We start from the raw sequence: 20012 nt of genomic DNA on the forward strand, positions 1-20012 counted from the left end.
CCCCCGTCTCTTTAATCATAGTAATCAAATTCAACATCATATATTTTAACTGTATCTCCGTCTTGTACACCCATCTCCTTTAACTTATCAATAACACCTCTCCTACGTAAGGTTTTTTGAAAATAACTAAGGGATTCCATATCATCAAAATTTACAGAATCAATTAGTTTTAAAAGGAATTTACCCTCTATAATAAATGTATCATTTTCTTTAGTAACTGTAAATTGATATCTATCTTCTTTCTCCAAAGTATATAGTTTTTCCTCTTCAACAATAGGTGGGTTTGCTTTTTCATATTCCTCAACTTCTTTTAGTTTTCCGGAAACTCTAGCAAAAAGATCATCCATACCTTTATTTGTAACTGCTGAAATTGGGAAAACTTCAATACCTTTATTTTTCATATATTCCTGTAGAAGACTGTAATTTTCTTCAGAACCGGGTATATCAATTTTATTTGCTGCTACTATTTGAGGCTTGTGTGTAAGTTTTTCACTATATAATTCTAACTCACTATTGATCTTCTCAAAATCCTCTATTGGATCTCTTCCTTCTAGACCTGCAACATCTAGAACATGTATAAGTACCTTTGTTCTTTCAACATGCCTTAAAAATTCGTGTCCTAAACCTACTCCAGTATGAGCGCCCTCTATTAATCCAGGAATATCAGCTAACACAAAGCTATCACCAAATTTCGTAGACACAACCCCTAAATTAGGTGTAAGCGTTGTAAAATGATAGTCTGCAACCTTTGGTTTAGCACTAGTAACTATAGATAAAATAGTGGATTTACCTACATTAGGAAAACCTACTAAACCTACATCAGCAATTAGCTTAAGCTCTAGTGTTACTGTTAATTCGTCCCCAAGCTCTCCGGCTGTGGCAAATTTAGGGGCTTGTCTAGTGGCAGACTTAAAGTTTGTATTCCCTCTACCACCTCTACCACCTTTAGCAATTACTTTACTAGTTACTTCGTCAGTTAAGTCAGCTAATATACGTCCTGTTTTTTCATCTTTTATAACCGTTCCTGGTGGAACCTTTAATACTAAATCTTCTCCATCTTTACCAAACATATTCTTACTTTTACCATCTTCTCCATTCGGAGCTTGATAATGTCTTTTATATCTAAAATCCATTAAGGTTCTCATACCTTTGTCTACTATAAAAATGATGTCTCCACCCTTTCCACCATCTCCGCCAGAAGGACCACCTGCAGGAACGTATATTTCTCTTCTAAATGCTACAGCACCATTTCCACCTTTTCCTGCCTTTAATTGTATACTTGCTTTGTCAATAAACATTTAATCACCTTTTATTTCCTATTTTTTTAACACCTTTAATTATAGCAACAAGTTAACGTCTGTCAACTATATTTAGTATAACCATTTAAATATAATTAAAACTTTATATGTATATTTTAAAAAAAGTCTAAGCATTATAAATGGCGACTTAAGTCGCCATTACTAATTTTTATATAATTACTTTCTTCTTCTACGTAAAAACTCAGGTATATCTAGATAGTTACTCTTATCTTCGTCTTTAATATTTTCACTTCCTGCAGCAACCTCTTGGCTAGCTGCAATAATCTCAACTTTTTTCGTGTCTCCACCAAATTTAATTCCTTCATGTTCAAAACCAGTTGCAATAACTGTAATTATAATTTCATCCTTTAAATCCTCATTGATCACTGCACCGAAAATAATATTTGCATCTTGATCCGCAGCCTGCGTAACTAGTTCTGCTGCTTCATTGACTTCGAATAGACTTAAGTTCACCCCACCGGTTATATTAAGTAAAACTCCCTTTGCTCCCTCAATTGAAGTTTCAAGTAATGGACTATGTATTGCTTGCTTCGCAGCATCTATTGCGCGATTTTCCCCACTAGCCTTACCTATTCCCATATGAGCTAAACCTTGCTCTAACATAATAGTTTTAACATCAGCGAAATCTAGGTTAACTAATCCTGGAACTGCGATTAAATCTGAAATGCCTTGTACCCCTTGTTTAAGGACGTCATCAGCTATTTTAAATGCTTCAAGCATCGATGTTTTCTTTTCGATTACTTGTAATAATCTATCATTTGGTATTGTAACTAAAGTATCAACTTTACTCTTAAGCTCTTGTATACCTAGTTCAGCATTTTGCATTCTTCTTTTACCTTCAAACATAAAGGGCTTAGTAACAACACCAACAGTCAATATACCTAATTCTTTAGCAATTTCTGCAACAATAGGAGCAGCCCCAGTTCCAGTTCCACCACCCATTCCAGCAGTAACAAAAACCATATCTGAACCTTGTAGTAGTTTTAGAATATCTTCTCTGCTTTCTTCAGCAGCTTTTTTACCAACCTCTGGATTAGCACCTGCACCTAACCCTTTTGTTAATTTATCGCCAATTTGTACTTTATGCTCTGCCTTTGATGTAAATAGAGCCTGCTTATCTGTATTAACAGCAATAAACTCCACACCCTTCAAACCGGATTCAATCATCCGATTTACTGCGTTATTTCCACCACCGCCAACACCTATTACTTTAATTTGCGCAACTTGTTCCATATTTAGATCAAACTCTAACACAGTATAAACCCCCTCATATGTGAAAACTATATGGTTATTTCATTCAAGTATAATTAATTATAAAAACTAGAATATAAATTAATTCAACAAGAAAGGCCATTTTCCTTTTTAATTTAAAAAATTAAATATAAAAAATTTTCCAATTTTATTATCTCTTTCTATTTTTTAATAAATGTCTTCTTATTATTGCAAAATTCTCGAATAATCTCACACCAAATGCGAAAATTGCAGCATAGTACAAGGGCACTCCTAACTTATCCCCAATATAAGCTAAAAACCCTGCTAAAATTGCGTTAGCAAAAAATCCTGTAATAAAAATTTCAGAGTCAAATTTTTCTTCTAAAATTGCTCTTAAGGCCCCAAAAACTGAGTCTAAAGAGGCCAAAATCGCAACAGAAATATATAAGGAATAGGCTGCTGGATAAGTAATAGGTAAATATAAACCTAATAATACCCCAGCAATCAAACCAATTATTGCCATTATCATTCTATAATCCCTCCCTCGGTGTTGCATAACTCATACTAATATCTCCTAAAAATCTAGAGATTCTTACTCTCTCGCTAACCTGTGATTCTACGACTAGTCCATAAACCTCTCTCAAGTTACGAGCATAGGCATTAGGAGCCTTTAAAGCCGCATCAAGAGTAGCCGGATCACCTATTGCCTTTATTATAAATGGTTGAGCATAGGTATAGTTATTAATAGTTATAGTAGGACCAGTACATTTTATTTCCGAGGTATTTAAAATCCTTTGACCATTTATTGAAAGGGCCTCTGCCCCTGCAACCTTTAAATCATTTAAAATAGTCAATACATCCCCATCATGTACGATTACGTCATTAGGATTTTCACCTTCGTATAAATCTCTTTCACTATCACTTAGTTTAAGAATAATTCCGGGACCTTCTAAATCTGTCATGCCCAATAAAACCTTTACATTTCTTAATTCATTTTCTACTACATCCCTGATACTACCATCTTCTTCTAATGCTTTTCTATATTCTGCTAACTTTAATTCATTTTGTCTTATTAACCTTTTAACATCTGAAATTTCCTGCCTTTCAGCAGCAACAGATTTTTGTAGATCTGTTATTGTTTTTAAAGTTACATGACCAAAATCATCCTCTACACTTCTTAGCTGCATTACTATTAAGAAGGTTAAAATAAAACATATTGCTAAGATTATTAAGTTGTTTTTCATCATTGGTTTCATAAGCATGTCCTCCTAAACATTATTGAACTGTCTCTATAGGTTTGGCATACTTATATTCTATAACCTTATTGTATCTTGGTACTTCTATCATATTCTCTTTCTTTATATTTACCTGTAATCCATATTGTCTCATCTCCCAAACTACATCAAAGCGCATATTCAGTGCAGCTTCTAATGTATCTGGATTACCAATTGCTTTAATAACAAAAGGTGGGTTCGTAGGCACTTGATTAATTAAAATATTATTTGACGTATAATATACTTCCGTTGTAGCAATATATCTTTGGTCGTTAATTGAAATTGCTTCAGCACCTGAAGCATTTAATTTATTTATAAGTGATAATATAATGTCATAATTGTACATAATAAAACTTCCCTCAGTACTTGGACTCTCGGTTGCAGGGTCTTCAACAGTTATTGTTACACCAGGTCCAACCGCAGGTTTTAATCCTGTATACAATTGATACCTCTCTAAATCATTTTTAAGGTTTTTTATGATAAGGTTTTCATCAGACTCTGATAACTCATATTCCTTAAGTCTTCTCTCTAGATTAGTAAGTTCTTCATTTAAAAGCTCCTTTTCATTTCTTAAATTATTTAACTCTATAGCTAGCTGATGTGCTTTTTGAGTAGAAATAGTTCCTCCACCAGGGGTATTACGAACGGTTTTAAATTGCATTGATATTACTAAGCCAAGTATTCCACAAAGAATAGCTAATGCCGCTTTACCCTTAAACTCCTTCATTTGCTTGTCCTCCTAATTTAATTTCTCCTTTACAGAGAATGCACCTTCAAATCTCATGTCCACCACAATGTTTTTATTATTACTTGTTAATTTTGCTAATATCTCTTTTAATGAGACAACAATATATGCAGCATCACTCTCTAAGTCTATCAAGGCTTCTATTCCATTTACAATAACTAAACGAACTGTATTGTTATCTTCAATATTAATTTCGGAAATCATATTGTTAATAGAAGCAACCTTTGCTGCCTCCAGTATCTTTATAACCGACTCTAGTTTTTCATTATTTTGTGATACTATTCTTTGACCTACAGATATATTTAATATTTCAGACCCATTGATTAAAACTAGGTCCTTATGAATGTATTCATCAAAGACATCTATAACATTTAACTTATAATCTATATAGATGTATCTACCCATATAGGGTATTATAGCATACTTTTCCCGTTCTTTAATACTTATATTAATGCTGCCGGGGAGCTTCTTAGTAACTTCAGCACTTTCTATATATGAATGCTTTTCTATGTTAAATTTTATTTCCTCTAAATTATACTGAAATATATTTCTATTATAAATAAGGCCAGATACATCAATTACTGCATCATAGGCTACATCACTGTTACCAGTTACATTAATTTTCTTTAAGGTAAATAAATCAGAATTTATAATATAGTAGATAGATAATAAAAAAAACACAAGTAATAATAGTGCTAAAGTAACAATTTTACGAGCCTTCATTAATCTGTTTCTTTTTTCTCTTATGTTTTGTTTCATATTGTTCCTACCTTTACTATAGCTTGTCTATTTCTCGTATAATTAAGCGCAGCTTTTCAGCTGCATTAATTATATTATATAGTAATGTTATACGGAAAAAAAGTTATTGTTTCTTTATGTCCGCCCCTAATTTTACTAAAAGTCCGTCTATGTTATCGTACCCTCTATCAATATGATGGGTATTCTCAATTAATGTAGTTCCTTCCGCCGCTAGACCTGCGATTATTAGGGCTGCACCACCTCGTAAATCATGGGCAGCTACTGTTGCTCCACTTAGTTTATCAACACCCTTAACTATTGCAACCCTACCATCTATTTTTATATTAGCTCCCATTCTTGTCAGCTCATAAGCATGCTTATACCTATTTTCAAAGATATTCTCAGTAAATATGGTAATACCGTCACTTAAGGCCATTAATGATAATATTTGGGATTGCATATCCGTAGGAAAACCTGGATAGGGCATAGTTTTAATTGATTCAATAGCCTTAATTTTATTCGGAGCATTTAACCTTATACTATTTTTATAAATGGATATAGTACATCCAGCCTCTTTGAGCTTAAACAATATAGACTGTAAATGCTCAGGAATAACATTGTTTAGAACTATTTCCCCTTTAGTTATTGCTGCTGCTGCTAAAAAAGTCCCAGCAACTATTCTATCAGGTATTATTTGGTGTTCTACATCTTTTAATTTTTTTACACCTTCAATTCTAATAGTGGCGCTACCTGCCCCTGTGACTTTTCCGCCTACCCTATTGATAAAATTCTGCAAATCTCTTATTTCTGGTTCCCTTGCTGCATTTCTAATTGTTGTAGTCCCTTCTGCAAAAACTGCAGCCAGCATTATATTTTCTGTTGCACCAACACTAGGGAAGTCTAATTGTATTTCAGTACCCTTCATTTTTTTTGCATCACAAATTAGGAAGCCGTGCTCTTCCTTTATGACTGCTCCCATTTCCCTAAGGGCTTTAAGGTGGAGATCAATTGGTCTTGGTCCTAATTCACAGCCTCCAGGATAACTTATTCTTACCTGACCACATCTTGCTAGCATTGAACCAAGTACTATTATTGAAGATCTCATTTCCCTTACTAAATATTCTGGGATCTCATAGTTATTTAGTCCAGATGAGTCCACAATTACTGTACTACCTTCCTTTTTAACCGAACACCCTACTGCAACTAAAATTTTTATCATTATTGATACATCTGATAAATTTGGAATATTATGAATGACATTCATTCCACCATTTAAAACAGTTGCAGCTAAAATAGGTAAAACTGAGTTTTTTGCTCCGCTTACATCAACTTCCCCTGCTAACTTATTACCACCTCTAACTATAAGTTTACCCACTTATTAGTCACCTCCAGAACTATACCTATTATGATAATTATATATTAAAGAATAAAATAATTATTAATTTTGGGTTGCAAACATATGTATATGAAAAAGGTATATAATCATACTATGCAGAAGTTCTAGAGGTGTTCCTGTTTAGTTTTAACCCTTTATTAACCTTGTCATTTCGGAGTAAATAATCTCTAAAGCATTGACTTTCGCAGCATTACTACTCTTAATTTCCATTTCCTTAAGCTTCGTCTTGTTGGTTAATAGGCTTTCAACTTTTTCGGATAATAATTTAGGATTTAAATCCTTCTCCTTTATGGTAATAGCAGCCCCTTGGGCTTCAAGAGCTTTTGCATTGTACTCCTGATGATTCTCTGCAGTATACGCCTTAGGAATTAATATTGACGGCTTCCCTAGGGCTGTAATTTCTGAAATTGATATAGCCCCGGCACTACAAACTATAATATCACAGGCCTTTAGAGCTAAAGGCATATCATCTAAATATGGTTTAATTGAAACTAAATCCGAAGTTTTATTACCTATTCTATTTATCACATCATTATAATGACCCTTACCTGTAACTAAAAGTATTTGATAGCTATTTTTGTTATTTTTAATTAATTCGATTGCTGCATTATTTATGGATAAAGAGCCCCCACTGCCCCCAACAATTAAAATTAAAGGCAAATCACTCTTCTTATATTTTAAATTTGCTTTAGCTAAATCAACCTTTAGAAAGTCTTCTCTTATAGGATTACCTGATACAAATATTTTTCCTTTTTCTTTAAAATATTTTTTAGCCTCGTCAAAGCTAATTGCGATTCTATCAACATATTTTCCTAGAATTTTATTTGTTAAGCCTGGGTATACATTCTGTTCATGTATAAGAGTTCTAATGCCCATCTTACTTGCAATAAATAATACGGGACCGCAAACAAACCCACCGGTTCCTATAACTATATCCGGGTTAAATTTCTTAATTATTCCCCTTGCTTCAAATAGGCCTTTCATTAGCATTGCGGCACTCTTTATATTATGAATAGAAATTTTTCGTTTTAAGTAACTTACTGTAATAGTTTCAAGCTTATATCCGGCCTTTGGTACAACATCAGCCTCCAGTCCCTTCTCAGTTCCAATGAAGAGTATTTCAGCCTTTGGATTTTCTTTTTTTATTTTGTCTGCAATAGCAATAGCAGGGTATATATGGCCACCGGTTCCCCCGCCACTAATAATAACCTTCATTTATTTCAACTCCTATCAAGTTTTGAATGCCTCGAAATGTTTAACAAAATCCCCATACATGCCATAGTTATCACTAAAGATGTTCCCCCATAGCTTATAAAAGGCAATGGCATTCCGGTAACAGGCATTGATGATGTTGCAACTGCTATATTAATCATAACTTGAACCGTTATCATAGAAATAATTCCTGAAGCCATTAAACAGCCCAGCAAATCCGGTGCATTAATAGCTACTCTTATTCCTCTCCATATTAGAATTACAAATAGCAGAATAATAAATACCCCCCCAATGAACCCTAACTCCTCACTAATGATAGCAAAAATAAAGTCATTTTGGGGCTCTGGTAAATAGAAATGCTTTTGTATGCTTTTTCCAAGTCCTTTTCCAAAAAGTCCACCTGAGCCTATAGCAAGTAAAGATTGTACCGCTTGGAATCCACTATCTGATGGATCAGCCCATGGGTCTAGGAAGGCAGTTATCCTTCTAGCCTTATATCCTTTTCCTGAAATAAATATATATGTTATCATACTGGCTAATCCACTAGCTCCCATAGCTATTAATGCTATAAAGTGAGATAGCTTTATACCACCAACAAAAACCATTGAAATAATTACAACACAGACAACAAAAGCGGTACTAAAATCTGGCTGCAAATAAATTAAACCAAATATTATCCCGCATAAAGTTAAATAAGGTAACAATCCATAAGTAAAAGTCTGTATCTTTTCTTTTTTTCGTACAATACTTGTCGGAACAAATATTATTACAGCAAACTTTGCAATTTCCGAGGGCATAACTGTAAGGGAGCCAACACCAAGCCATCTAGAAGCGCCATTTATGTTTATTCCTAATGGAGTTAAAACTAAAATAAGTGTAGTAAGAGCCCCTAAAAGTAAGATATTTGCATATCTCTGTAGAGTCCAGTACTTTATTCTCGCAAATACCCACATTGCTATGCTACCTACAACAGCCCAAACCAAAAGCCTTTTCAGAAAAAAAAACGGGTCACCTTTAGTACCTAAGGAATAGGAATAGCTTGAGCTAAAAACCATTATAATTCCAATAACTACCAAAAGAGCTACAGTTATTATTATAGTTATATCATATGAATTTTTTCCTTTCAAAATCTTTACCCCCTTAAATTTGCAACAAGGTTGATAAATTCCTTACCTCTTTCTTCAAAATTCTTATACATATCCCAACTTGCACAGGCAGGTGATAATAAAATTGAGTCACCATCATTTGAGATTTTATATGCACCCATTACTGCTTCTTTTAAATTAGTCACTTTGAATATAGAATTAAATCCATATTTACGTCCAGAGTCTAATATTTTAGATGCAGTCTCACCATACACAAACATACTCTTAACTTTATTATGTAAGCCTTCAAATAATAGGTCAAACTCATCACCCTTATCCATTCCACCTGCTAAAAGAATAATTGGTGCTTCAACTGATTCTATTGCTTTTATAGTTGAGTTTATATTAGTTGCCTTAGAGTCGTTATAAAAACTTACTCCATTTATTGAATCAACATACTGAATTCTATGCTCAACGCCTTTAAAGGCCTTTAATGTTTCTCTTATAGTCTCAACTGATATTCCACTATAGTAGCTCATAGTTGTAGCTGCAAGGGCATTTTCTACATTATGCATACCTGGAATTCTTATATCTTTAATATGTATTACTTCAATTTCATTTTCATTTTCTTTAATAATAATATTATTATCCTTAACAAATACCCCTCTTTGCAACTCAGAGATTCGGCTAAAATAAATAACATTATTCAAATCCTTACTTTTATCATAAGTAATATCGTTATCATAATTTATAATTGCATAATCCCTTTGGTTTTGGTTTTTAAATATACTAAACTTTATATCAGCATAGTTTTCCATATTGCCATGTCGATTCAAATGGTCCGGTGTTATATTCAAAACCGTAGCTATATGAGGATGAAAATAAACACAGCTCTCTAACTGAAAGGAACTGATTTCCATAATAATATAATCATCTTCTTTAGTTTCTAAGGCTTTAGAAATAGCCGCCACACCAATATTACCAACTACATGAGTGTTTCTATTGGCATTTTTAAATATTTCTCCCATTAATGCTGTTGTAGTTGTTTTTCCATTTGTTCCTGTTATGGCAATAATTGTACCTCTTGATAACCTATATGCCAACTCTATTTCCCCAATAAGCTCAATTCCAGCCTTTTGAATTTCTTTAACAAAGGGTATTGTTAAAGGGATTCCCGGGGAAATTATTGCTAGATCGATTTTACCAAGTTCCTCTATATTATCTGGGTGTTTTCCCAGGTAATAATTAACATCTATACCATGAAGCTCTGCTATACTATCCTTTAAATCCTCTTCAGTACGCAAATCGTTAACAATAATACTTGCACCTAAAGTATTAAGTACTTTAACTAATGGTATCCCTGTAACAGCAAATCCTATTACTAAAACTTTTTTATTTTTTAGTTCCAATGTTAACACCTACTTTCTAAAATACTCCTATAGCACCTATAAGACATAAAATCACAGTTGATATCCAAAATACAGTTACTACCTTTGTTTCTTTCCAACCAGATAGTTCAAAATGGTGATGTAATGGAGTCATTTTAAAAACCCTTTTACCCGTTGATTTAAAGGATATTACCTGAATAATAACAGATAGAGTTTCTATAAAAAATATTCCTGCTACAACTGGTATAATTAATGCAACATTCATAAGGACTGCAATCGTTGCAATAGCACCTCCAAGGGCTAAAGAGCCCGTGTCTCCCATAAATACCTTAGCAGGATGGCTATTAAACCTTAAAAATCCTAGACAAGCCCCTACAATAGCACTTGAAAATATTGCAAGACTATTACTTCCGTAATTCATAGCAAGTAGACTAAAAAACGCGGCTACTATTAAAGTTACACCTGCTGCTAAACCATCTAGTCCATCAGTTAAATTCGCACTGTTAACTGTTGCTACAACAACAAAAATTATAAATGGTACATAAAATCTACCTATATCTAAGTATTCTGGTATAACAAAATTACCTATTTGTAAACTACCATTAATAAATGGAACAATTATTTTTGTGCCTAAGGCCGTATGTGACTGTGACATATGGTACCATGCTATTAAAACTGCTACAGTTGTTTGTAAAATTAACTTCTGATATGCCCTTAACCCTAAGTTTCTCTTCATTACAACTTTTATAAAATCATCTATAAATCCAATTAACCCAAAGGCTAAAGTTGCTATTAGTGCTACCCACAAATCATTATCTATAATTCCTGAAGATAGAGAGGTTATAAATATAGATGTTATTATTATTATTCCACCAATCGTAGGAGTTCCGCTTTTTGTTTTATGACTTTCAGGCCCTTCCTCTCTAATAGTTTGGCCTGCTTTTAATCTTTTTAAAAAAGGTATTATTAATGGGCCTAATATAAGTGTAATTACAAACCCTATAATAATTGTATATATAATCTGTTTCTGGTGAATCATATTCTAGCTCCTCTCTTGTATCTCCGTAGCAATTTCGTCCATTTTCATACCTCTAGAACCTTTTAACAGAACTATATCACCTTTGGAGACTATTTGTAAAACTGTTTTTAAAGCCTCCTCGTTATTTTGAGCTTTATAAACATTGTTATGTAGCATACCCTTGTCTAAAGCTTCCTCAGCAATCCATTCTGCAAAATTGCCAACCGTAATTAAATAGTCTATATTATTTGTTACAGCTGCCTCTCCGACTAGTCGATGGCCGTACTCTGAATGTTCTCCCATTTCAAACATATTTCCTAATATAGCAATTTTTTTATTTCCATCCATATTAGATAACACCTTCAATGCTGCAGTCATAGAATCAGGACTTGCATTATATGCATCATTAATCAATGTAAAATCCTTTAGTTTAACAATCTCTAAGCGCATTTTAGAAGGTTTAAACTGCCTAAAGGACTCGTCTATTTCTTCTGGGGTCATATTGAAATGTGTACCTACCCAAATAGCAAATAAAGCATTGTATACATTATGTAGTCCTGGTTGATCTAAATTAAAAGTATAAAGTTTATTATTTATTTTCACATCAAAAACATAACCCTTATCCTTTAAATCTTTAATATTTTCTGCATAAAGGTCATTATCTTCAGATAAGCCTATAGAGACTTTATTAAAAGTATGTTCTGATTCCTTTGCTTTTTTTAGAAATTTGTCATCACCATTTAGCAATAGAAAATTATCCTCATTTAGAAAGTTTGAGATTTCCATCTTTGCCTTGAAAATATTCTCTTGACTACCTAGATGTTCTATATGTGATAAACCAATATTAGTAATAATTGCAATTTCAGGTCTTGCGATTTCCGCTAAATCTGATATTTCCCCTAAACCAGACATACCCATTTCAACTACACAGGCTTCATGATTCTCCTCTAAGTTAAAGATAGTTAAAGGTAACCCTATTTGGTTATTTAGATTTCCTATATTTTTTAATGTATTATATTTATAAGAAAGTACGTGACTGACCATATCTTTTGTAGTTGTTTTTCCAGTACTTCCTGTTATTCCAATGAATGGTATTGTAAATAAATTTCTATAATACTTACTTAAATTTTGAAGCGCTTCTAAGGTATTATCAACCTCAATAAAAGAAACTTTATCATTTGTATTTTTGTTGATAGAAAAATTAGAACCTTGAAATAGAACTGCACTGGCACCTTTTTCTATTGCTGTTTCAATATAGTTATGACCATCAAAGTTTTCTCCTATTAAAGGTATAAATAAGTCTCCATTTTTAGTAGTCCTAGAATCTGTTGATACTCCAAAAACTCCATCTATTAAACCCTTTTGTACAATCTTTCCTCCGCAGGCCTTTGCAACTATTTCTAGTGCCTGTTTTATCATAGTAATCCTTCCTCTCTTGCAACCTCTAAGGCTACTTTTTTATCATCGAAGGGGTAAACATTTTTCCCAATTATTTGTACCTTTTCATGTCCTTTACCCACTATTATTACTATATCCCTTTTTTTAGCATTATTTAAAGCGGCTTTTATTGCTTCTTTTCTATCTTCTACTATTAAGTATTCACCTTCTGTCTTTTCGATACCTTCTTTAATTTCTTTAATAATAACTTTGGGGTCTTCAGATCTGGGATTATCAGAAGTTATTATAGTTAAATCACTAAGGCTACCTGATATTTCACCCATTATTGGCCTTTTTGTTTTATCTCTGTCCCCACCACATCCCATTACTGTTATTATTCTATTTTCTTTAAATTTAATTGCAGAATTTAGAACATTTTCTAATGCGTCTGGTGTGTGAGCGTAATCTACAATCACTGTAAAATCTTCTATTTCTTTAATAATTTCAAAACGACCCGGAACACTACGTAGACTATGTAACCCCTTTTTAATCGCTTCCTTATCAATATCTAGGGCATAGGCGGCGCTACAGGCTGCCAGAGTATTGTAAACTGTAAAAAGACCAGGAGTTCCAATATTTAAAGTGACAGTGTACTTAGGAGTAACTAAATCAAAAGTCACATCTTTTATTGTCATGCCAATATTTTGTGCTTTAATGGTTGAGTGATTATTTATTCCATAAGTAATTATTGGAGTATTTAATTCCCCTATTTCTGTTATAATCCTCTGGCCATGACAATCATCCGCATTAATAATATTACATAATGAAGTTTTATAAAACAACTCTTTTTTTGCATTAAAGTAATTTTCCATAGTTTCGTGAAAGTCTAAATGATCTCTTGTTAAATTAGTAAAGATACCTATCTTAAAATCAGACCCATCTACTCTATGAAGAACTAAAGAATGGGATGAAACTTCCATCACGCAGCTATCTATTCCAGCATCTAGCATTTCACAAAATAAATATTGCAAATCATTGGATTCAGGGGTTGTTCTTGTAGTGTCAATTTCTCTGCTACCAATCCAATTTGAAATAGTTCCAACTAAACCTACTTTTCTATTAGCCTGCAATAATATATTCCTAATCATATAAGTGGTTGATGTTTTACCATTTGTGCCAGTAACACCTATTAGATCTAATTTTTTAGTAGGGAAATCATAAAAAACATTTGCTATTTCTGCTAGCACCTTTCTCGTATTTTTAACTTTTATAATAGTAACCTTTTCATTTGCTATATCTATTTCCTTACTCACTACAATTGCAATAGCACCTTTACTGATTGCATTCTCTATATATTTATGTCCATCTGTATTAAAACCCTCTATGCAGATAAACAGACTATTCTCCTTAGCTCTACTTGAATCATATGTAATGCTATCAATCTGTATTTGTGTTTCTCCATTAACCCTTTCTTTCTCAATGCTTTGGAGTATTTTTTCTAAAAGCATTGGACCGCCTCCCCGTCTTAATTGCTATTATACTCACTTAATATAAAAATATTAACTTTATCGACGGTTAAAGAGAAAACATAAAAATTTGTATTAACTTTTCAAATGGCAACACGAAAAATTAATTTCGGTTGCCATTAGTATCATTATTGAACTCAACATTTATAATTGTACCTGGTTCTACTGCTACTCCCGAATTTGGAACTTGATTAGTTGCAAATCCATTACCAGTTATATTTAATTTTAATCCTAAGCTTTCCACAATAATATTTGCCTCACGTATAGTTTTACCAATTAAATTTGGAACTAATACGGAACTTGGTATTTCATTATTTGTTTTTGTGTACAGTATTATAGTCGACTTTTCAAAAACCTTAGCCCCTGGTTTAGGGAACATATCTACAACAATTGCATTTTCATTCCCAGTAAATTCAGGTCCATATCTTGAGTCTAACTTACTATTAGATATAATCTTAGATGCCTCTCTAATAGAGAGATTTCTTACATCAGGGACAGTAACCTCTTGCCTAGTATATATGGCCTCGTCTTTTTCAGTATACTTAGGTTTTATATCAAGATACTTTAATGTCTCTTCAAATATTTCTTTAGCTACTGGAGCTGCTACTACTCCCCCAAAGTGGCTAAAACCATTAGGTTCATCAATAATTACTAATACGGCAATTTCAGGATTTGTCGCTGGAGCAAAACCTACAAAGGATGAAATATACTTACTTTGGGCATACCTACCATCAATAACCTTTTGAGCTGTACCAGTTTTACCAGCCACATGATATCCTGGAATATAAGCAAGGGATGTCTCAGAAACTACGGATTCTAAAATATCTATCATCTGCATAGCTGTCTTTTCTGATATTATCTGTCTAACTAAATTGTCATCGAATCTATGAACTACATTACCCCCACTATCAACTAATTCCTTAACTAGCTTAGGTCTCATTAATTTACCATTGTTGGCAACTGCCGATACGGCAGTAATTAACTGTATAGGTGTTATAGAAATACTTTGGCCAAAGGACATCGTAGCTAGTTCAACAGGTCCTGCAGCGTTAATATTGTACATTATGGAGTTTCTCTCTCCTGGCAGGTCTATTCCTGTCGGTTCAGCGAACCCAAATGTTTCAATGTATTTATAAAATGTAGGTGCACCTAACTTCTGAACTAATTCAACAAACACAGGGTTATCAGAGTTTGCTACCGCTTCTGCCAAGGTTTGATGACCAAATGGATTATACCATCTCCAACTTTTAATTTGTCTACCACCAACCATTATAAAACCTTTAGAGTAATATGTGCTTTGAGGTGTTGCGATTCCTTCCTCTAATGCTGCGGAAGTAGTTACAATCTTAAAGGTTGAACCAGGCTCATAGGTGTCATTTATTATTGGATTTCTCCACATCTTAAACCATGCTTCAAGTTTTTTATCATTTTCCATTGCGTCTATTTGCATTTTTAACTCTTCATCAAGGGGTACCCTAGGATTATTTGGATCATAGTCTGGTTTAATAGCCATGGCCAAAATATCTCCAGTTTTTACGTCCATAACTAGTGACATAACTCTCTGGGCTTTATTCGCTTCCAATGCATTTTCTATTGCTTTTTCTGCGAAATGCTGTATTACTTCATCAATAGTTAATACTACATTAAGTCCATTCTCAGCTGCAAAATACTTTTCTGAACTAAAGGATAATTGTCTTCCCTTTCCATCTGTATTTTTAATCCATCTTCCAGGAAGACCACTTAAATATTTATCATATTCTAACTCTATACCTGCCATACCCCTGTTATCATCAGTTGTATGACCTAATATATATGATGCAAAGTTTCCGTAGGGGTAGAATCTTTTATTATCTTCTGCTATCCAAACCCCTCTAAGTTTTTCTTTCCGTATTAACTCCGCTAAGTCATCATCAACCCACCTAGCAATTCTGACTAATCCGTATCTTTTATTACTTATTTTTTCATAAGTCTCCTGCTCATCTAAGTCTAATATACTAGATAAGGCCTTAGAGGCCTCTTCTGGCTTTTGTACTTCGCTAGGCCTAACCCAAACTGTATTTGAACTAGCACTAATTGCCATTTTTTTACCGTTTCTATCATATATAATTCCTCTTTTGGCTGGGATTGGTATATCTCTAGTCTGCTGACTATTTGCTAATTCCTTATACTTCTCACCATTTACTAACTGTATCCACCCTAGTCTAATAATCAAGCAAAACATCACAAAAGAAACAACTGTGAAAATAAACAGAAGTCGTTTCTTTGATGACACACTTGGGACTGACATAGTCATTTCCCCCTTCAGGCCCTAATATTGTTATAATTGAAGTTTACTTAAAAATTGCGTAAATAGTTTCTTATCCGTTTTTTCGATTTGTACATTATTGAATCTATTTTCTAAGTGACTAGATATTTCAGCGACTTCCATTTGATTAACATTAATATATATAGTTTGTTCTGACTTTGGATATGTCATATTTAATCTAGTTTTTGCTTGACTCTCAACAAATCTTGACTTGGTAACCTTTTCAACCTCAATTCTAGTCTTTTGTGTTTGCACATCCAACTGCTCTAGCTGATTATTTAGACTATGTATTGCATACCTAGCTTCAATAATCTTCGTATATCTGAGTAGTAATAAAAGAGAAGCGCTTAAGAAAATAAAAATGGCAGAAAAAACCAACAGTTTTTCTAATCGGTAGCTTTTAGGTTTCTTACTTTTTTTAGTGTTTTTTTGTTCTGCTTGTTTATGATCAATATCAGGCATACCATAATAATACTTTTTTTCTGCTACTACCAAATTTATTCACCCCTTCTTATGTTTAGAACCCCCTATATTCTCTCAGCTACACGCAATTTAGAACTCTTTGACCTAGAATTTGATTCATACTCTTCATCAGTAGGCACTATTGGTTTCTTAGTTATAACCTTTAGTTTGCTTATTCTATTACAGGTGCAGATTGGAAACTGAGGTGGGCATATACATGGATCACTTAGTTCTTTAAAGGTATTTTTTACAATTCTATCCTCTAGGGAATGAAAAGTAATAATGCATATGCGTCCTCCAACATTCAGTTTTTCTGTTGCTGAAACAATTGTATTCTCTATAATTCCTAGTTCATTATTAACCTCAATCCTTATGGCCTGAAAAACTTTCTTAGCTGGATGAGAACCTTCCATTCTAGCCTTTTTAGGTATTGCCTTTTTTATAACATCAACTAGTTCAAAGGTTGTAGTAATTTCTTTTTCTTGTCTTTCTTGAATTATAAATTCGGCTATTCTTTTAGCCCATTTTTCTTCACCGTATTTCCAGAAGATATCCGTCAACTGTTGCTCTGTATAGTTATTTACTATATCTTTAGCAGTAATTGGCCCCCGCTCATCCATCCTCATGTCTAGTATGCCATTTTGCATATACGCAAAACCCCGTTCAGCCTCGTCGAGTTGTGGAGACGAAACCCCTAGATCTAAAAGTATTCCATCTATTTTATCTACATTAATATTCTGTAAGATATTTTCTAAGTTGCTAAAGTTGTCATGGACTAACTTGATTTTACACTTTAATTCCTCTAATCTTTTTTCTGCTGCCCTAATTGCATTAATATCTTGATCTATTCCAATCAACATGCCATTTTCATTCAGTCTTTTTGCAATATCCTTGGAATGGCCAGCTCCCCCAAGAGTACCGTCTACATAGATTCCATCTTCTTTTATCTTTAAATTTTCAATACATTCTTCTAGCATTATCGATACGTGTTTAAACTCCACAAAATCACCTTCATATTCTATATTCCTAATTCCTGCATTTTTGAAGCTATTTCATTAAAACTAAGATTTTCTCCCGAATTATATTTTTCCCAGTTTTCTAAGCTCCAAATTTCAATTCTCGTGCCAACACCTATTATTACAGTTTCCTTGTCAAGAAATGCGTGATCACGTAGATTATTAGGTAGTCTTATTCTTCCCTGATTATCTAACTCACATTCCGACGCGCCAGAAAAGAAAAATCTTACAAAGGCCCTTGCATCAACATTTGTCATTGGCAAAGATTTTAATTTCCCTTCAACTATTTTCCACTCATCCATTGGATATACAAATAAACAATTATCCAGGCCTTTTGTCGCAATAAAATTATCCCCTAGCAAATCTCTAAACTTTGCGGGCATGCTTATTCTTCCCTTATTATCAATGTTATGATTATATTCACCAATAAACATTTTTAACACCTGCCCTTGGGAAATGTCCCCACTTCATACCACTTTCCACCACTTATTATGTTAAATTCGATGATTTTGGTTAAAATCCTTCTTATCTTTTAATTTTTTTTCTATTTTTTCAATATGGGTCAACAGTACTATTTAATTCCGGGCAAAAACTGAAAAAAGCTATCTGCATATTGCAGATAGCTTATTAAATATTCTTATTAAATTTATATTTATATAACTAGTTTATAGCTTTTTTTCCTTCTGCTGACTTATAATAAGCTGAGATAAGTTGGTCCAACTGTACACTTAAGTCATAAATAATTGAGTAATCCATTTCCTTATTAATGCAATCATTTAACTGTTTTCTCAATTTAATTATCTCATTTTTAATCATTCGATATCACCCCGTATTTTTCTTTTGTGGTGTTTTATCTGTGGTATTAATTAAAGTGGTAATTTATATAATATCCACTTTTCTTTTGCTTGTCAAAGTAAAAACGGTCGATATTTGATATAATTCCAGATATTTTCTATAATTATCTTCTATTTGCTAGCTAAATTGAGCTAATTTGTCAAATTATACAAAATATGTTGAAGAACTGTAAATCTTGTTGAAAATCCAACAAACAAACATTAATAAGTATTTTTTCTGCTATTTAAAACCTTCATTCCAATTACAGCTATTAAAATAAGGCTTATACTTATTAACTGAGCAACCCTTAATGGGCCTATCATTAAGCTATCAGTACGTAATCCTTCAATAAAGAAGCGTCCTAAGGAATATAAAGCTAAATATAATAAAAATATTTGTCCATTATATTTTTTCTTTTTTGTATAGTATATTAGAAAAATAAAAACGACAAAATTCCACATAGACTCATAAAAGAATGTCGGATGAACCATCTCTCCATTTATTTCTATAGCCCATGGTAAATCCGTTGGCCTTCCGTATGCTTCTTGATTAAAATAATTGCCCCATCTACCGATAGCTTGACCTAGAATTATACTAGGTGCACAAACATCTGCTAAAGTTAAAAAGTCAATTTTTCTATATTTACAAAATAAATATCCACCTAAAACTCCAGCTAATACAGCCCCATGTATTGCTAGACCACCTTCTCTTATTTTGAAAATTTGAAAAATATTTTGACTATAATAATCCCACTTAAATATAACGTAATAGGCTCTAGCTCCAATTATAGCAAGTGGAATTGCAATTAAGCACATGTCAATTATAGTTTCTTCATGTAATCCCACTTTTACAGCCCTTTTTGTAGCTACAATTACGCCCAATATAATACCTATAGATATAATAATCCCATACCACGCGACCTGTATTCCGAAAAACTCAAATGCTATTGGATCCACATTTTTCACCCCATTATTACTTTTTTTAGAAATCAGTATTAAATTATTATATCCTTATAACATTTTTTTTACAATATTACTATAAAAAAAGCCATAAAGAAGTTAATTATAATATAATAAAAAATAAAGCTGAAGCAAATGCTCCAACT

The 20012-nt window shown here is 32.9% G+C and carries 19 protein-coding genes; all 19 read right to left on the reverse strand.

Annotated features, from left to right (window positions below; translation table 11 throughout):
- Positions 1–11: 11 nt before the first annotated feature.
- The 19 genes from obgE to lgt all read right to left on the reverse strand — a co-directional run bounded on the left by obgE (position 12) and on the right by lgt (position 19863).
- Positions 12–1298 (reverse strand): GTPase ObgE, encoded by a 1287-nt coding sequence (gene obgE / locus HZR23_RS14240; protein ID WP_132847160.1) that lies wholly within the window; start codon positions 1296–1298, stop codon positions 12–14.
- Positions 1299–1475: 177 nt separating this feature from the next.
- The gene (gene ftsZ, locus HZR23_RS14245) at positions 1476–2573 is read right to left on the reverse strand and encodes a cell division protein FtsZ (RefSeq protein ID WP_132847161.1); all 1098 of its coding nucleotides are present in this window, start codon (positions 2571–2573) and stop codon (positions 1476–1478) included.
- 148 nt (positions 2574–2721) lie between these two features.
- Positions 2722–3060 (reverse strand): small basic family protein, encoded by a 339-nt coding sequence (locus HZR23_RS14250; RefSeq protein ID WP_132847162.1) that lies wholly within the window; start codon positions 3058–3060, stop codon positions 2722–2724.
- A gap of 1 nt (position 3061) precedes the next feature.
- The gene (locus tag HZR23_RS14255; protein ID WP_132847163.1) at positions 3062–3787 is read right to left on the reverse strand and encodes a DUF881 domain-containing protein; all 726 of its coding nucleotides are present in this window, start codon (positions 3785–3787) and stop codon (positions 3062–3064) included.
- A 19-nt stretch (positions 3788–3806) separates the two neighbouring features.
- Complete coding sequence (locus HZR23_RS14260) at positions 3807–4532, reverse strand: DUF881 domain-containing protein (RefSeq protein ID WP_132847164.1); 726 nt, start codon at positions 4530–4532, stop codon at positions 3807–3809.
- A 12-nt stretch (positions 4533–4544) separates the two neighbouring features.
- Entirely contained in the window at positions 4545–5309 is a 765-nt protein-coding gene (locus HZR23_RS14265; RefSeq protein ID WP_132847165.1) for a cell division protein FtsQ/DivIB, read from the reverse strand.
- Positions 5310–5412: 103 nt separating this feature from the next.
- Positions 5413–6663: a UDP-N-acetylglucosamine 1-carboxyvinyltransferase gene (gene murA, locus HZR23_RS14270; RefSeq protein ID WP_132847166.1), complete on the reverse strand. Its 1251-nt coding sequence runs from the start codon at positions 6661–6663 to the stop codon at positions 5413–5415.
- Between the two features lie 147 nt (positions 6664–6810).
- Positions 6811–7899 carry an undecaprenyldiphospho-muramoylpentapeptide beta-N-acetylglucosaminyltransferase gene (murG, locus tag HZR23_RS14275; protein WP_132847167.1) on the reverse strand — a complete coding sequence of 363 codons (1089 nt, stop codon included), beginning with the start codon at positions 7897–7899 and terminating at the stop codon, positions 6811–6813.
- A 5-nt stretch (positions 7900–7904) separates the two neighbouring features.
- Positions 7905–9023 (reverse strand): putative lipid II flippase FtsW, encoded by a 1119-nt coding sequence (gene ftsW / locus HZR23_RS14280; RefSeq protein WP_132847168.1) that lies wholly within the window; start codon positions 9021–9023, stop codon positions 7905–7907.
- Positions 9024–9028: 5 nt separating this feature from the next.
- Positions 9029–10390: a UDP-N-acetylmuramoyl-L-alanine--D-glutamate ligase gene (murD, locus tag HZR23_RS14285; protein ID WP_132847169.1), complete on the reverse strand. Its 1362-nt coding sequence runs from the start codon at positions 10388–10390 to the stop codon at positions 9029–9031.
- 16 nt (positions 10391–10406) lie between these two features.
- Complete coding sequence (gene mraY / locus HZR23_RS14290) at positions 10407–11408, reverse strand: phospho-N-acetylmuramoyl-pentapeptide-transferase (protein WP_132847170.1); 1002 nt, start codon at positions 11406–11408, stop codon at positions 10407–10409.
- 3 nt (positions 11409–11411) lie between these two features.
- Positions 11412–12806, reverse strand: coding sequence for a UDP-N-acetylmuramoyl-tripeptide--D-alanyl-D-alanine ligase (locus HZR23_RS14295; RefSeq protein WP_132847171.1), 1395 nt, complete (start codon positions 12804–12806; stop codon positions 11412–11414).
- Positions 12803–14272 carry a UDP-N-acetylmuramoyl-L-alanyl-D-glutamate--2,6-diaminopimelate ligase gene (locus HZR23_RS14300; protein ID WP_132847172.1) on the reverse strand — a complete coding sequence of 490 codons (1470 nt, stop codon included), beginning with the start codon at positions 14270–14272 and terminating at the stop codon, positions 12803–12805. The genes HZR23_RS14295 and HZR23_RS14300 overlap by 4 nt, the downstream gene beginning before the upstream one ends.
- A gap of 121 nt (positions 14273–14393) precedes the next feature.
- Entirely contained in the window at positions 14394–16577 is a 2184-nt protein-coding gene (locus HZR23_RS14305) for a PASTA domain-containing penicillin-binding protein (RefSeq protein ID WP_132847173.1), read from the reverse strand.
- A 30-nt stretch (positions 16578–16607) separates the two neighbouring features.
- Positions 16608–17090 (reverse strand): cell division protein FtsL, encoded by a 483-nt coding sequence (locus HZR23_RS14310; RefSeq protein WP_132847174.1) that lies wholly within the window; start codon positions 17088–17090, stop codon positions 16608–16610.
- Positions 17091–17122: 32 nt separating this feature from the next.
- A complete protein-coding gene (gene rsmH / locus HZR23_RS14315) occupies positions 17123–18058 on the reverse strand; it encodes a 16S rRNA (cytosine(1402)-N(4))-methyltransferase RsmH (RefSeq protein ID WP_132847175.1) in 936 nt (311 codons plus the stop codon).
- Between the two features lie 17 nt (positions 18059–18075).
- Complete coding sequence (gene mraZ, locus HZR23_RS14320) at positions 18076–18507, reverse strand: division/cell wall cluster transcriptional repressor MraZ (protein ID WP_132847176.1); 432 nt, start codon at positions 18505–18507, stop codon at positions 18076–18078.
- Positions 18508–18733: 226 nt separating this feature from the next.
- The gene (locus tag HZR23_RS14325; protein WP_132847177.1) at positions 18734–18889 is read right to left on the reverse strand and encodes an aspartyl-phosphate phosphatase Spo0E family protein; all 156 of its coding nucleotides are present in this window, start codon (positions 18887–18889) and stop codon (positions 18734–18736) included.
- Between the two features lie 239 nt (positions 18890–19128).
- The gene (lgt, locus tag HZR23_RS14330) at positions 19129–19863 is read right to left on the reverse strand and encodes a prolipoprotein diacylglyceryl transferase (RefSeq protein WP_132847178.1); all 735 of its coding nucleotides are present in this window, start codon (positions 19861–19863) and stop codon (positions 19129–19131) included.
- Between the last annotated feature and the right edge of the window lie 149 nt (positions 19864–20012).

The organism is Serpentinicella alkaliphila (assembly GCF_018141405.1).
GTDB classification, from domain to species: Bacteria; Bacillota; Clostridia; order Peptostreptococcales; family Natronincolaceae; genus Serpentinicella; species Serpentinicella alkaliphila.

Excerpts from the sequence above, each read along its gene's own strand:
- HZR23_RS14250 (WP_132847162.1), bottom strand. The coding sequence starts at position 3,060 with ATGATAATGGCAATAATTGGTTTGATTGCTGGGGTATTATTAGGTTTA.
- HZR23_RS14300 (WP_132847172.1), bottom strand. The coding sequence starts at position 14,272 with ATGCTTTTAGAAAAAATACTCCAAAGCATTGAGAAAGAAAGGGTTAAT.
- HZR23_RS14265 (WP_132847165.1), bottom strand. The coding sequence starts at position 5,309 with ATGAAACAAAACATAAGAGAAAAAAGAAACAGATTAATGAAGGCTCGT.
- mraZ (WP_132847176.1), bottom strand. The coding sequence starts at position 18,507 with ATGTTTATTGGTGAATATAATCATAACATTGATAATAAGGGAAGAATA.
- HZR23_RS14255 (WP_132847163.1), bottom strand. The coding sequence starts at position 3,787 with ATGAAACCAATGATGAAAAACAACTTAATAATCTTAGCAATATGTTTT.
- HZR23_RS14305 (WP_132847173.1), bottom strand. The coding sequence starts at position 16,577 with ATGTCAGTCCCAAGTGTGTCATCAAAGAAACGACTTCTGTTTATTTTC.
- HZR23_RS14260 (WP_132847164.1), bottom strand. The coding sequence starts at position 4,532 with ATGAAGGAGTTTAAGGGTAAAGCGGCATTAGCTATTCTTTGTGGAATA.
- HZR23_RS14325 (WP_132847177.1), bottom strand. The coding sequence starts at position 18,889 with ATGATTAAAAATGAGATAATTAAATTGAGAAAACAGTTAAATGATTGC.
- HZR23_RS14295 (WP_132847171.1), bottom strand. The coding sequence starts at position 12,806 with ATGATAAAACAGGCACTAGAAATAGTTGCAAAGGCCTGCGGAGGAAAG.
- obgE (WP_132847160.1), bottom strand. The coding sequence starts at position 1,298 with ATGTTTATTGACAAAGCAAGTATACAATTAAAGGCAGGAAAAGGTGGA.
- murG (WP_132847167.1), bottom strand. The coding sequence starts at position 7,899 with ATGAAGGTTATTATTAGTGGCGGGGGAACCGGTGGCCATATATACCCT.
- mraY (WP_132847170.1), bottom strand. The coding sequence starts at position 11,408 with ATGATTCACCAGAAACAGATTATATATACAATTATTATAGGGTTTGTA.